This window comes from Duganella aquatilis (genome assembly GCF_009674565.1).
Taxonomy (GTDB): domain Bacteria; phylum Pseudomonadota; class Gammaproteobacteria; order Burkholderiales; family Burkholderiaceae_D; genus Rugamonas; species Rugamonas aquatilis.
The window spans coordinates 67,549-81,498 of sequence record NZ_WKJL01000017.1; the positions used below are offsets into that span (position 1 = coordinate 67,549).

General features: G+C 65.4%; 14 protein-coding genes. 11 read left to right on the forward strand and 3 right to left on the reverse strand.

Features of this window, described 5'->3' with window-relative positions:
• From GJ698_RS20835 to GJ698_RS20860, 6 genes are read left to right on the forward strand one after another with little or no spacing between them, the layout of a single operon-like run.
• Positions 1-882 (forward strand): amidohydrolase family protein, encoded by an 882-nt coding sequence (locus GJ698_RS20835; RefSeq protein ID WP_154359779.1) that lies wholly within the window; start codon positions 1-3, stop codon positions 880-882.
• Positions 883-884: 2 nt separating this feature from the next.
• Positions 885-1,448, forward strand: coding sequence for a LysR family transcriptional regulator (locus GJ698_RS20840; RefSeq protein WP_154359780.1), 564 nt, complete (start codon positions 885-887; stop codon positions 1,446-1,448).
• A 45-nt stretch (positions 1,449-1,493) separates the two neighbouring features.
• Positions 1,494-2,186, forward strand: a complete 693-nt coding sequence (gene imuA, locus GJ698_RS20845; RefSeq protein ID WP_154359781.1) for a translesion DNA synthesis-associated protein ImuA — start codon at positions 1,494-1,496, stop codon at positions 2,184-2,186.
• Entirely contained in the window at positions 2,116-3,588 is a 1,473-nt protein-coding gene (locus GJ698_RS20850) for a Y-family DNA polymerase (RefSeq protein ID WP_154359782.1), read from the forward strand. Before imuA ends, GJ698_RS20850 begins: the two co-directional genes overlap by 71 nt.
• A gap of 60 nt (positions 3,589-3,648) precedes the next feature.
• On the forward strand, positions 3,649-4,485 hold the full coding sequence (locus GJ698_RS20855) for a TlpA disulfide reductase family protein (protein WP_154359783.1): 837 nt from the start codon (positions 3,649-3,651) through the stop codon (positions 4,483-4,485).
• 25 nt (positions 4,486-4,510) lie between these two features.
• Positions 4,511-5,269 carry an alpha/beta hydrolase family protein gene (locus tag GJ698_RS20860; RefSeq protein WP_154359784.1) on the forward strand — a complete coding sequence of 253 codons (759 nt, stop codon included), beginning with the start codon at positions 4,511-4,513 and terminating at the stop codon, positions 5,267-5,269.
• Here GJ698_RS20860 and GJ698_RS20865 read toward each other — a convergent pair.
• The 3 genes from GJ698_RS20865 to GJ698_RS20875 form a co-directional block, all read right to left on the reverse strand.
• Positions 5,266-5,604, reverse strand: coding sequence for a hypothetical protein (locus tag GJ698_RS20865; protein ID WP_154359785.1), 339 nt, complete (start codon positions 5,602-5,604; stop codon positions 5,266-5,268). The genes GJ698_RS20860 and GJ698_RS20865 overlap by 4 nt on opposite strands.
• A 27-nt stretch (positions 5,605-5,631) precedes the next feature.
• On the reverse strand, positions 5,632-6,270 hold the full coding sequence (locus GJ698_RS20870) for a glutathione S-transferase family protein (RefSeq protein WP_154359786.1): 639 nt from the start codon (positions 6,268-6,270) through the stop codon (positions 5,632-5,634).
• Positions 6,271-6,431: 161 nt separating this feature from the next.
• Positions 6,432-8,303 (reverse strand): M61 family metallopeptidase, encoded by a 1,872-nt coding sequence (locus tag GJ698_RS20875; protein ID WP_154359787.1) that lies wholly within the window; start codon positions 8,301-8,303, stop codon positions 6,432-6,434.
• Between the two features lie 222 nt (positions 8,304-8,525).
• Between GJ698_RS20875 and GJ698_RS20880 the strand changes: the two genes are divergently transcribed.
• From GJ698_RS20880 to coaD, 5 genes are all read left to right on the forward strand, one after another.
• Positions 8,526-8,984, forward strand: coding sequence for an Hsp20 family protein (locus GJ698_RS20880; protein WP_154359788.1), 459 nt, complete (start codon positions 8,526-8,528; stop codon positions 8,982-8,984).
• A 152-nt stretch (positions 8,985-9,136) separates the two neighbouring features.
• Positions 9,137-10,633 (forward strand): Do family serine endopeptidase, encoded by a 1,497-nt coding sequence (locus GJ698_RS20885; RefSeq protein ID WP_154359789.1) that lies wholly within the window; start codon positions 9,137-9,139, stop codon positions 10,631-10,633.
• A gap of 57 nt (positions 10,634-10,690) precedes the next feature.
• Complete coding sequence (locus tag GJ698_RS20890) at positions 10,691-11,350, forward strand: response regulator (protein WP_154359790.1); 660 nt, start codon at positions 10,691-10,693, stop codon at positions 11,348-11,350.
• A gap of 8 nt (positions 11,351-11,358) precedes the next feature.
• Positions 11,359-12,735 (forward strand): ATP-binding protein, encoded by a 1,377-nt coding sequence (locus tag GJ698_RS20895; protein WP_229260099.1) that lies wholly within the window; start codon positions 11,359-11,361, stop codon positions 12,733-12,735.
• A 32-nt stretch (positions 12,736-12,767) separates the two neighbouring features.
• On the forward strand, positions 12,768-13,916 hold the full coding sequence (coaD, locus tag GJ698_RS20900) for a pantetheine-phosphate adenylyltransferase (RefSeq protein WP_154359792.1): 1,149 nt from the start codon (positions 12,768-12,770) through the stop codon (positions 13,914-13,916).
• Positions 13,917-13,950 lie beyond the last annotated feature (34 nt).

The following is a 13,950-nucleotide window of genomic DNA, read 5'->3' on the forward strand; positions in this document are numbered from 1 at the left end:
ATGAAATCCTGCCTTCCTCCCGACCCGCATCCCGTCAAGCCCGCGCACCGTTTGCCGCCGGGCGCCTGCGATGCCCACTGCCATGTGTTCGGCCCGGCCGCGACCTTCCCCTATGCGCCGGACCGCAGTTACACGCCGCCGGATGCGCCGGTTGCCGCCTTGCGCGCGCTGCACGATCGCCTGGGCATTTCGCGTGCCGTGATCGTCCACGCCAGCTGCCACGGCACCGACAACACGGTGACGCTGGACGCCATCAAGTCCAGCAACGGCGCCTACCGCGGCGTGGCCAATGTGCGGCCCGACATCACCGACAACGAACTGGCCGATCTGCATGCCGGCGGCATCCGCGGCATCCGCTTCAACTTCGTCAAGCACCTGGGCGGCGTGCCCGATGTGTCGGTGATCGAGACCATGGTGCAGCGCATCGCCCCGCTGGGCTGGCACATCGTGCTGCATTTCGATGCCGAAAATATCCCGGAGCAGCAGGACATGCTGCGCAAGATCACGGTGCCGTTTGTGATCGACCACATGGGCCGGGTACGCGCCGAGCAAGGCCTGGCGCAGCGGCCGTTCCAGCTGCTGCTGCAACTGATGCGGGAGAATCCGCTGGCGTGGGTGAAGATCTGCGGCGCCGAGCGCGTGTCCGCCGGCAAGCGGCCGTTCGCCGATGCGATTCCTTTCGCGCAGGAACTGATCGCCATCGCGCCCGAGCGTTTGCTGTGGGGCACCGACTGGCCGCATCCGAACATTTCGCAAGACATGCCGAATGATGGCGAACTGGTCGATCTGTTCTACCAGTTCACCAGCGATGCGCGCATCCAGCAGCAGATCCTGGTGGATAACCCGGCGCGGCTGTACGGCTTTCCGCCACTGACCGCCTGAGCATGGCGGCCGACCTGCTGCGCCATCTGCACGTGTTCGACGTGGTGGCCGAATGCGGCGGCATCCGCCCATCCAGCGGCGCCATGGTGCGCACGCCGGCCACCGTGACGCGCGCGATCGCCAAGCTGGAGCGCATGCTGGAGGTGCCGCTGTTTGAGCGTTCCAGTCATGGCTTGCGGCTGACGGCGGCCGGCGGCGTGACCTGGGCGCGGGCGCGCCGCATCCGCGCGGAGCTGGCGCAGGTGCACCGCCAGGCGTCGGCCTACGGGCCGGTGGCCGGGCTGCCGGCCTTGTACAACGAACGGCGGCTGGCGCTGGCGGTATCGCTGGCGCAGCTGGGCCGCATGCCGCAGGTGGCGCGCAACGCGCAGATCTCGCAGCCGGCGGTCAGCCAGGGCATCACCCATCTTGAAGCTGACCTGGGCCAGCAGATATTCGTGCGCGGCGTGGCGCGCATGGCGCCGACCGAGCAGGGCGGTCGCTGGGTACAGCGCTTCGCGCGCGTGCTGGAGGAGCTGGAGGGTTTGCGGCAGGATCTCGGCAAGTTCGCCTTGCCAAAATGGTGATGAGAGAGTACTGTGTATTTATACAGTATTTTGCGGTACAATCTCATGACACATCCGGAAACCCTGCATCCGTCGCTCTGGCGCGCGGACCAACTGGCGCATAGCGCCACGCGCTGCATGGACACGGGCTTTGCCGCCTTGTCCGCGCAGCTGCCGGGTGGCGGCTGGCCGCTGGGCACGCTGATCGATCTGCTGGTGCAGCAGCACGGCATCGGCGAGTTGCGCCTGTTACAGCCGGCGCTGGCCGCGCTGGACAAGCGGCCCGTCGTGCTGCTGCAACCGCCCCATGAACCGCAGGCGCTGGCGCTGGCGGCCTTGGGCATCGAGCCGTCGCAACTGCTGTGGGTGCGCAGCGGCGCCAAGGCCAGCGATGCGCTGTGGGCCGCCGAGCAGACCCTGCGCAGCGGCTGTTGCGGCGCGCTGCTGCTGTGGCAAAAACATGCGCGCGGCGAAACCTTGCGGCGCCTGCATCTGGCGGCGCAAAGCGGCGAAACCTTGTTCTGCATGGTGCGGCCGCTGGCGGCCGCGCAGGATGCATCGCCGGCGCCGTTGCGGCTGTCGCTCAAGCCGGCGGCGGGCGGCATCGACATCGGTTTTGTCAAGCGACGCGGACCGCAGCGCGACGCGCCGTTGTTCTTACCTTTAACACCTGCCTTGCTTCAACGCCATGCGCCTCTGGATCGCCATACACCTGCCACAGCTCCCGCTCGAAGTATTCTGCCCGCGCTGGTCGGCTGACCATTGTACGGCGGTGCTGGAGCAGGAGCGCGTCGTGGCGCTGTCGGATGCCGCGTACGAGGCCGGCGTGCGCATCGGACTGCGGCGCGGCGGCGCGATCATGCTGGCGCCGCACACGCAGTTCCAGCAGCGCTCGCTGCCGCTGGAAGCGGAAGCGCTGCAGGCAGCCGCCATGGCGCTGCTGCAGTTCACGCCGCAACTGGCGGAGGCGGAGGAGGCCACGCTGCTGCTGGACGTCGGCGCCAGCCTGCGCCTGTTCGGCGGCATCCGCGCGCTGTGCCGCAAGGTGGCGGACAGCGTGCAGGCGCTGGGCTTCACCGGCACGCTGAGCTGCGCGCCGACCGCGCGCGGCGCCTGGCTGCTGGCGCGCAGCAACGCCGGCCGCTCGCTGAAGATGGACACGCTGGAACGGCGTCTGGACGTGCTGCCGGTGGGGCTGCTGCCGCCCGCCCGCGCCTATCTGGGCTGGCTGGAAGGCATCGGCTGCATGAGCCTGGGCGAGCTGCGGCGCCTGCCCCGTCCCGGCTTGCAGCGGCGCTGCGGCCGCGCCGTGCTCGACATGCTGGACGACGCCCACGGCGCGCGTCCCGAGATGCACGAGTGGCTGGAAGCGCCGGCCAGCTTCCGCGCCAAGCTGGAACTGTTCGACCGCGTGGAGAACGCCGAGGCCTTGCTGTTCGGCGCGCATCGCCTGCTGCTGCAGCTGACCGGCTGGCTCAGCGCGCGCCAGCTGGCTGTCGAGCGCATCCACCTGTTGCTGGAACACGAGCGCGGCCGCACCGCCTGTCCGCCGACGGTGATCGAAATCATGCTGGCCGAACCGACGTGGAAAGACGCGCACCTGGTGCGCCTGCTGAAGGAGCGGCTGGCCAAACAGGAGCTGGTGGCGCCGGTGATCGGCCTGTGCCTCGAAGCGCCGCAGGTGCAGCCGATGGCGCCGCCGAGCGAATCGCTGTTCCCCGAGCCGGGCGGCAGCAAGGAAGACTGGCAGCGCCTGCTGGAATTGCTGGCCGCGCGCCTGGGGCCGGAGAACGTGCTGCAAGCCGTTCCCAGCAGCGACTACCGGCCCGAGTACGCCAACACCTGGGTCAGCATCCAGACCAAGATCCGTCCCGCCGACGCCCGCGCCCAGCTGCCGCCGGACCTCACCAGCCTGCCGCGTCCGACCTGGCTGCTGCCCAAGCCGGTGCCGCTGCTGATGCGCGACCATCGCCCCTACTACGGCTCGCCGCTGCGCATCCGTTCCACCGGCGAACGCATCGAGGCCGGCTGGTGGAGCACGCTGCAAACCCGCGACTATTTCATCGCGGAAGGGGAGGACAGCGCGTATTACTGGCTGTACCAGGACCGGCGCGCCGGCGAACAGGCGCCGCGCTGGTATCTGCAAGGCTTGTTCGGATAGATTAAGATTATTCTAACAAGCAACAACTATCATGCGTTTTTGCATGAATATCATCCCATCATGAAGATCGGCCCCCTGCTGTTGCCGTACACTGCGCTGTTGCTGCTGGTCGTGGTAACGATCAGTTTTGCGCTCGCCCGCTATTTTGACCGGCGCAACGAACGCAAGATCGAGTCATCGATCACCCTGATGTTCATGGTGGCGCTGGTCGTGGCGCGCCTGGCGTTCATCCTGCGCTACCCGTCCCTGTACCTGAACAGCCCGCTGACCATGCTCGACATCCGCGATGGCGGCTGGGATGAGCAAAGCGGCATCATCGCTGCCTGGGTGTATGCGCTGATCCTGTGGCAGCGCGGCCGCGCCATCCGCAAGGCGCTGGCGGTGACGGTCGGCGTTGCCAGCGTGCTGTGGCTGGCCGGCACGGTGCTGATGATGGCCCACACGTCGGTGCAGGGCGCCATCCCCGCCAACGCGCTGCGCAGCCTGAGCGGTGAGCAGGTGGTGCTGTCTGACTTCCATGGCAAGCCCACCGTCATCAACTTCTGGGCGACGTGGTGTCCGCCGTGTCAAAAGGAAATGCCGGCCATGGCGCAGGTCCAGGCACAACGGCCCGATGTGAACTTTGTGTTCGTCAACCAGGGCGAGTCGCCGCAGGTGATCCAGCAATTCCTGCGTGCCGGCCGGCTGGCGTTGCACAACGTCCTGCTGGATCCGACGCAAGCGACCGCGCGCGGCTTTTCGGTGATGGGCTATCCCACCACGCTGTTCTTCGATGCCTCCGGCAAGCTGGTGTATCAGCACATGGGGCCGCTGTCGGAAGCCGCGCTGCTCCATCATCTGGACCAGGCGCGCTTGCCGAGGGCGCCTACCCAAGCCGGCGGAAGTTTGGTTAAATAGTCTTATCTTCTTTTCAGGACACGCGATGCGATCACAGCGACAGGAATTTATTGGCGCGCACGGCCACAAGCTGGCGGCGCGGCTGGATGGGCCGGACGGCGAGGTGAAGGCCTACGCGCTGTTCGCGCATTGCTTCACCTGCGGCAAGGACGTGTTTGCCGCCAGCCGCGTGGCGCAGGCGCTGACCGAACATGGCATCGCCGTGCTGCGCTTCGACTTTACCGGCCTGGGCGCCAGCGAGGGCGAGTTCGCCAACACCAATTTTTCATCCAACCTGGACGACCTGGTGGCGGCGGCCGATTTCATGCGCCAGACCTATCAGGCGCCGCAGCTGCTGATCGGCCACAGCCTGGGCGGCGCGGCGGTGCTGGCGGCGGCCTCGCAGATGCCGGAAGTCAAGGCGGTGGTGACGATCGCCGCGCCCAGCGATCCCGGCTCCATCGTCAACATGTTCAGCCAGCATCTGGACGAGATCGCGCGCGAAGGCGAGGCGCAGGTGCAACTGGCGGGGCGGCCGTTCCGCATCAAGCAGCAATTCGTGGAAGATGCGGGCGGGCACAATTTGAAGGTGAAGATCGCGGCCCTGAGACGGGCCTTGCTGGTGATGCACGCGCCGGGCGACGACACGGTGGGCCTGAGCAACGCGATGGAAATATTCACCGCCGCCAAGCACCCGAAAAGTTTCATCTCGCTCGACAGCGCCGACCATCTGCTGACGCGGCGCGAGGATGCGGTCTACGTGGCCAACCTGATCGCGGTCTGGGCCGACCGCTATCTGTTTTAGAAGTCTTCCGACAGGTCTTTCCAGCCCTTGCTGGCGGCAAAGGTGCTGAATTCGTCCGGCGATTCCAGCACCAGCAGGCGGCCTTCCTGCAGCACCGGGTCGCCGGCGCTCAGGTCCGGGCCCTTGTAGCCGACGGTGCGCAGCTGCGCCGCCACGGCGTTAATCAGCGCCTTGTCCTTGTGCAGGCCGCTGATGGGCGCCTTGAAATCCACGTAGACGTCGATGGCGCCATAGCCTTCGTCAAAGATGCGGATGGCGGTGGCGTCGTGGGTACGGCCGGAGCCGTCGGTGGCCTTGAAGGGGCCGCTCAGTTGGATGTCGGTGTCATTGTTCATGGCTTCAGCATACACAAAAGGTTGTGGTCAGTCCACTTTTGGCAGGGCCATGCCGCGCTGCACGGCCGGGCGGGCGCCGATCATATTGAGCCAGCGTTGCAGGTGGGGCTTGGTCTCCAGCTTGTCGCCGAGCGCCGGTTTCAGCTTGTCGAGGATGCCCACGGTCCACGGATAGCAGGCGATGTCGGCGATGCTGTAGGCCGCGCCGGCGATGTAGGCGTGCTTCGATAATTGCTTGTCCATCACGCCCAGCAGGCGGTCCGCCTCATCGATGAAGTGCTGGATGGCCAGTGCCGATTTTTCCTCCGCGCGGATGGCGAAGAAGCCGACCTGGCCCAGCATCGGACCGAGGCCGCCGATCTGCCAGTGCAGCCATTCCAGCACCTCGTAGCGTTCCGGGCCGGAGGCGGGCAGCAGCTTGCCGGTTTTCTCGGCCAGGTAGGTGAGGATGGCGCCGCTCTCGAAAATGCTGACGCTGTTGCCGTCGGCATCGGTATCGACAATCGCGGGGATTTTATTGTTGGGGGAGATGGCCAGGAATTCGGGCTGGAACTGTTCGCCCTTGCCGATGTTCACGGTCTTGATGGTGTACTGCAGGCCCAGTTCCTCCAGCATGATGGGGATCTTGCGGCCGTTGGGCGTGGTCCAGGTGTGCAGGGTCAGCATGGCGGTCCTCGAATGGATTTTCTGTAACGATAATCCATCCGGCCGCGAAGCCGCGCCCGTTATAAACCCGGGGTCAGGTCCCTCATTTCTACACGAGCTGTACCGTAGCGCACGCTACGGTACAGCTCGTGTAGAAATGAGGGACCTGACCCCGGAGTTGCTTACTTCAGCGGTTGCAGGATCGCTTCCAGGCGGTCCGGCGTGCCGTCGATGCGTTCCAGGCGTGGGTACTTCAGGCCGCCGTGGTAGTCGAGCGCGACGGTCTGGTACAGGGCGCCTTTTTTCACCAGCAGGTTGATCGGCTCTTTCGACGTTTTGGCCGCCGTCACCGCCGCGCGCAGCAGCTCAGGCTTGTAGGCGCGGCCGTTCACCGCCAGCAGCGTGGTGTTGCCCGACAGGCCGGCCTTGAAGCCGACGCCTTCCCACTGGAAGGCTTCCAGCTTGCCGTCGGCACCCACCGAGAAGCCCAGCGAGTACTGGAAGTTGGCCGATTTGCTCAGGTCTTCCTGCGCCTTGAGGAAGTCGGTCGGTTTCTCGGCGTACACCAGTTTCCAGCCGGCGCGGGCCAGGCCGTCCAGCGGCGCGCCCGGGCCGTGGCCGTCCAGGCGGGTGCGCAGGAACTTGGCCCATTCGTACGGCTGCACCGCGTTCAGCGCCTTGACCACGTCGTCGAAGGTGTAGGGCTTGGCGACGTTGACGCCGTCATCCACGCCAAAGAAGGTTTTGGCGAAATCGTTCAGCGATTTTTTCTCGCCCGACAGTTCGCGGATCTTGGTGTCGGCGTCCAGCCAGATCAACTCGCCTTCCGAGTAGTAATCCTCGGAACGCTGCCAGTTGTTCCAGCCTTGCGGACGGCGGGCGTTGATGATCGGGTCGTTGACCGTGTCCTGCACCGCGCGCCAGTCGCGGCCCTTGACGTTGTCGTAGCGGGCGGCGGTGGCGGCGATCATGTCGCGGGTGTTTTCAGGCTTGATCAGGCCGGCGCGCGCGGCCAGCACAGCGCCCCAGTACTGGGTCTGGCCTTCGTATACCCACAGCAGTTCGTTCTGCAGCGGCGTGTTGAAGTCGGCCACGGCCTGGCCGGCGGGGCGGCGGAACTTGCCGTTCCACGAGTGGGTGAATTCGTGCGACAGCAGTTCGCGGCGCGCTTCGTATTTCTTCCATTCGGCGAAGTAGCCCAGCTTGACGCCGTTCTCGCTCGACTGGTGGTGCTCGCGGCCGATGCCGCCGAATTCATCGCTGATGGCGAACAGGAAGTCGTAGTGCTTGTAGTGCTGCGAGTTGAACAGCTTGTAGGCCTGCTGCACCATTTCGCGGTGCGGGGCGATCTGTTCCGGCGTCGCCTCCAGCTGGTCGGCCGAGTCGGCCACCACGTTCAGGTGCACGGGAATTTTCGCGCCCGGATCGAGGTCGATGCGGCGGAAGTAGCGGCCGGCGAACAGCGGCGAATCGACCAGCGTTTCCAGGTCCAGCGGCTTGAAGGCGACGTCGTCGCCGGTGCGCGCCTGCTGCTCCAGCGCACTGCCGTACTGCCAGCCGGCCGGCACGGTCAGGTTCGGCTGCACGGTGATCTTGTTGGTGGCGTAGCCGGCCGGGTACAGCGCCACCGATTGCCATTGCACGCCGAGGATGTCGTTGGTCATGGTGGTGCGGCCCTGGTTGGCTTCCACCGGCGACAGGTATTCGAACTCGACTTCGACGCCGCTGGCGCCCTTCGGCACGGTCAGGTGGAAGGCGAAGATGTTGACCGGATCGCGCGTCCATTCCAGCGGCTGGCCGTTGGCGCTGACCTTGAAGCCGGCGAACTGGTTGATCGCGCCGCTCGGGCCGTGATTGCCCGGAATCCATTGCGGATACAGCAGCGTCAGCTTGCCCGGCTTGGCCGGAATGCTTTCGCGCACGCGGAAGATCTGCTGCGCGGTGTTGCTGGCGTCTACTTTCAGAACGATGGTGCCCGGATAGGGCTGGTCGGAAGCCTGGGCGCTGAAGGCGGTAGCCAGCACGGCGGCGAGTACGGCACGGGTCAAGGTCATGGTATGCACTAATCGGTTGAACAAGAGAACGAGTGTAGCACGTGGGTAACTTGCAAATCTCGCAAAATGCATGACGCGGTGCAGCGAAAATTTTTTGAGGAAAACTCTTGAAAGGCGGGTGGGGCGACTTATATGGGAATCAGCGGTTGCCCAGATGGGGACCGCGAGAAGGGGATGCTCCCCGTTTTAACCATATCGCTTATTTTGACAAGGATATCTACCATGCGTACTTTTGACCTGGCACCACTGTATCGTTCCGCTATCGGCTTTGATCGTCTGGCACAACTGCTGAACGACGCCCAACGCAACGACGCCACCCCAAGCTATCCTCCCTACAACATCGAGCTGGTCTCGGAAGACCAGTACCGCATCGTGATGGCGTTGGCCGGCTTCAACCGCTCGGAAATCGACATCACCTTCGAACGCGACTCGCTGCAAGTGGTCGGCCGCAAACAGAAAGACGGTGTGGAGCGCACCTATCTGCACCGCGGCATCGCAGCCCGCGACTTCGAACAGCGTTTCCAGCTGGCCAATCACGTCAAGGTGACCGGCGCCAGCTTCGACAACGGCATGCTCACCATCGAACTGGTGCGTGAGATTCCGGAAGCGCTGAAACCACGTAAAATCATCATCGATGGCGGCGAAAACGTCACCGCGCTGGAGCAACGCCAGGCAGCTTAAGCGCCGGCTTAATCCAGCTTTAATGTAGCATTTGCAACTGGCCGGGTAACCGGCCAGTTTTGCGTTGTAAGCCCGCATTTTGGTTAAGTAGGGCCTAAGTTTTTAGCGTCATATTGGATACATCTAAAGTCTTCACCCATAGGAGAACCGTTATGTCCAACTCTACTCTCAAACGCGCAGCCGTCGCAGTCGCCGTACTGGGCGTGGTCGGCGTCGGCGGTGCAGTCGCTGTCAAACAGAATGCCGCCGTTGCCGCCGCCACCGTACCTGCCGCCACCGTGTCCCAGGCCGGCATCCCGGCGCCGGTCGCCGCGCCGCCCATCGCGCTGCCCGATTTCAGCGTCATCGTCGCCCAGAACGGCCCGGCCGTGGTCAACATCAACGTCACCGGCAGCACCAAGACCGCCTTCGATCCGGACGCCCAGCAGGGCCGCAACGATCCGTATGCGGACGATCCCTTCTATGAGTTCTTCCGCCGCTTCCAGGGCCAGCAGCGCGGCCCGCAACAACGCCAGACGCCGACGCACGGCCTCGGTTCCGGCTTCATCATCAGCCCGGACGGCATCATCCTGACCAATGCCCACGTGGTGCGCGACGCCAGCGAAGTGGTGGTCAAGCTGACCGACCGCCGCGAATTCCGCGCCAAGGTGCTGGGTTCCGATCCGCAGAGCGACGTCGCGGTGCTGAAGATCGACGCCAAGAACCTGCCGGTGGTGCCGCTGGCCAAGGGCAACGACCTGAAAGTAGGCGAATGGGTGCTGGCGATCGGCTCGCCATACGGCCTCGATAACACCGTGACCGCCGGCGTGGTCAGCGCCAAGGGCCGTTCGCTGCCGGATGGTAACGTGCCGTTCATCCAGACCGACGTCGCCGTCAATCCGGGCAACTCGGGCGGTCCGCTGTTCAACACGCGCGGCGAAGTGGTCGGCATCAACTCGCAGATCTACAGCCAGACCGGCGGCTACCAGGGCCTGTCGTTTGCCATCCCGATCGATGTGGCCAGCAAGATCAAGAACCAGATCGTCTCCACCGGCAAGGTGGTGCACGCCAAGCTGGGCGTGGAAGTGCAGGAAGTGAACCAGGGCTTCGCCGATTCCTTCGAACTGGCCACGCCGGAAGGCGCGCTGATCGCCAATGTCGAACGCGGCGGTCCGGCCGACAAGGCCGGCCTGAAGGCGGGCGATGTGATCCGTTCGGTCAACGGCCAGAAGATCGTCAGTTCGGTCGACCTGCCGTCCATGGTTGGCCTGTCGACGCCGGGCGAGAAGATCACGCTGGACGTCTGGCGCCAGGGCAAGCCGGTGCGCATCGTCGCCACGCTGGGCAACGCCACCGACAAGGTCGCCAAGGGCGATGCGCCGGCGGCCGACCAGGCCAGCGCCAAGCTGCGCCTGGGCCTGTCGCTGCGCCAGCTGGACCCGTCGGAGCGCCGTGAATCCGGCATCGCCAGCGGCCTGCTGATCCAGGACGCCGGCGGCGCCGCGGCCGATGCCGGCGTGCAGGCGGGCGACGTGCTGCTGTCGGTGAATGGCCGTCCGGTCAACAGTGTGGACCAGGTGCGCGAGGTGGTGGGCAAATCGTCCAAGTCGGTGGCATTGCTGATCCAGCGCGGCGACGATAAAATCTTCATACCGGTGCGCTTAGGCTAAGGTTACACTGCGGCTACGGGCCGGCAGAACGCTCAACAAAAATAGAAAGGAAATAACATGCGACTTCTGCTGGTAGAAGACGACACAATGATCGGCGAGGTAGTGCTGGACCTGTTACGGGCCGAGCACTACGCCGTCGACTGGGTCAAGGACGGCGCCATGGCCGACACCGCGCTGCAAACCCAGACCTACGATCTGGTGCTGCTGGACCTGGGCCTGCCGCGCAAGGACGGCCTCGACGTGCTGCGCTCGATGCGCCTGCGCAAGGAGCTGACCCCGGTGCTGATCGCCACCGCGCGCGACGCCAAGGAACAGCGCATCGCCGGCCTCGACGCCGGCGCCGACGACTACGTCCTCAAACCCTACGACCTCGACGAGCTGCTGGCCCGCATCCGCGCGCTGCTGCGCCGTTCGGCCGGCCGCGCCGAGCCGGTGTTCGAGCACGGCAACGTCACGGTCAATCCGCAAACCCGCGAAGTCATCGCCGACGGCAAGCCGGTCAGCCTGTCGGCGCGCGAATGGGCGGTGCTGGAAGCGCTGATCGCGCGGCCGGGCATCGTGCTGTCGCGCCACCAGCTGGAGGAAAAGCTGTACAGCTGGAAGGATGAAGTCAACAGCAACGCGGTGGAAGTCTATATTCACGGCCTGCGCAAGAAGCTCGGCGCGGAACTGATTCAGAACGTGCGCGGCCTGGGATACATGGTGCCGAAACTATGAAGGTAAGGATGCCGCCGCTGCCGCGCGTGCCGGTGGTCACCCACTCGCTGCGCGGCCGTCTGCTGTGGTTCCTGCTGGCCGCCATCACCATGGCGGCCTTTGCACAAGCGATGATCGCCTACCGCAGCGCGCTGAGCGACGCCGACCAGATCTTCGACTACCACATGCAGCAGATGGCGATGTCGCTGCGTTCCAGCGCCACGCTGACCAACAAGGCGGCCGACACGGCGGCCGATCCCGAGAACGACGACCTGGTGGTACAGGTGTGGACGCCGGACGGCGCGCAGGTGTTCCGTTCGCTGTCGCGCGCGGCCTTGCCGCAGCGGGCCGTGCTGGGCTTTTCCAACGTCCGCGTCAACAACACGACCTACCGCGTGTTCTCGGTGCAGACATCCAACCAGACGGTGCAGATCGCCCAGGACATGGCGGTGCGCCAGCGCATGGCCGGCACGCTGGCCTTGCGCACGGTCGGGCCGATCGCCGTCATGGCGCCGGTGCTGATGCTGGTGGTGTGGTGGGTAGTGTCCGGCTCGCTGGCGCCGGTGTCGCGCGTCAAGCGCCAGGTGGCGGCGCGCCAGGCCGAGGATCTGTCGCCGGTGTCGGAAAATGACTTGCCGGATGAAGTGCTGCCGCTGGTGCAGGAGCTGAACCTGCTGTTTGTGCGCGTGCGCACGGCGTTCGAGGCGCAGCAGCACTTTGTGGCCGACGCCGCGCATGAACTGCGCACGCCGCTGGCGGCGCTGAAGTTGCAGGTGCTGAGCCTGGAGCGGGCGCCGGACGAGGCGGCGCGCAAGGTGGCGGTGTCGCGCGTGACGGCCGGCATCGAGCGCGCCACGCGGCTGGTGGAGCAATTGCTGGTGCTGGCGCGGCAGGAGGGCGGCAGCGAGGAAGTCAAGCCGGAGACGGTCAACCTGGCCGACGTGGTCAAGCGCGTGCTGGGCGATATGAACGGCCTGGCGCAGGCGCGCCAGATCGACCTCGGTCTACACCATGCCGATGATGTGGTGGTGGCCGGCCATCCGGACGCGCTGCTGATCCTGCTGCGCAACCTGATCGACAACGCCATCAAGTACACGCCGGCCGGCGGCACGGTCGATATCGACCTGCGGCGTAGCGTGGCCGCCACAAAAAACGCCAAGCCGCGCATTCTGCTGAGCGTCGAGGATTCCGGTCCCGGCATCCCGGCGGACGAGCGCGAGCGGGTGTTCAGCCGCTTCTACCGCGTGCCCGGCAGCCCGGCCGGCGGCAGCGGCCTGGGCATGGCGATCGTGCAGTCGATTGCCGAGCGCCACGGCGCCGTGCTGTCGCTGGACCAGTCCGAGCGTTTGGGCGGGCTGAAGGTAAAAGTCGATTTTCCTGAGACTGTCAGGGCCACTCCGGTCTAAAATGCCGTTTTGACACGGTGTTGGAGTGGCGCATGAAGAAAATCGGATTTTCGGGAACCCTGGACCCGATCACCAACGGTCACATGTGGGTGATCAACGAAGCCCGTTCGCTGGCGGACGAGGTGGTGGTGTTCCTGTCTGAAAATCCGGCCAAGAAGCCCAAGTTCACGGCCGAGGAGCGCAAGAGCATCATCGCGCTCAGCTGCGCCGAGCAGGGCTGGGACAATGTCTCGGTGGTCATCGTGCGCGGCGACTACACGGCGCGCGCGGCCAAGAAGCAGGGCGTCGAATGCCTGATCCGCGGCATCCGCACCACCGCCGACTTCGATTACGAAAATCTGATCCAGCAAACCAACGTCGACGTGCTGCAAGGCGCCAAGACCGTGTTCGTCATGCCGCCGCGCGATCTGGGCTCGGTCAGCTCGTCGTTCGTCAAGGCGCTGGAAGGGCCGATCGGCTGGAACTGGATCATGAAGAAATTCGTGCCCGGCCCGGCCTACCACGCCTGGGTGCTGAGCTGGCTGCGCAAGGAGTGGGAAACGCTGTGGGACTATGAACACCGCGACGCCACCGCCATCGCCCATGCGGACGACTGGTTTGCGCGGCTGACCGGGGCCGGCTGCTACGGCGGCGCGGCGCGGCACTATCACAACCTCGACCACCTGGTGCACGGCCTGAGCGAGATCCGCGTGTGGGCCTCCAATACGCGTCCGGACCCGGCGGACGTGGACATCATCAAGCAGGCGTTCTGGTTCCACGATGCCGAGTATGGCCATGGCGGCGATCCGGCGGCGCCAAGCAACGAGGAAGCCAGCGCGCAGATGTGGCTGGGCAGCTACCTGGGACAGGAGATGGGCGATGCGGCCGAACTGATACGCGCCACCGATCACTTCCAGGAAGCGTCGATCACGCACCGGCTGAAGGACGTGCTGCTGAGCGTGGACCTGGCGATCCTGGGGCAGGATGACGAGGTCTACCAGAACTATGCGCGGGCGATCCGGCAGGAGTACATCCACCTGCCGGACGCCAAGTACCGCGAACAGCGCGGCGCGGCGCTGGCGCACCTGAGCCGCAAGGCCCAGCAGGGCCAGCTGTTCGGCAATGCTTATTTCTCCGACCAGTACAACCAGCGCGCCATCGAGAACATGCAGCGCGAAATGGAGCGGCTGGCGGTCAAATAATCCGGGGTCAGTTCTGCCAATCGCACACGGGCTC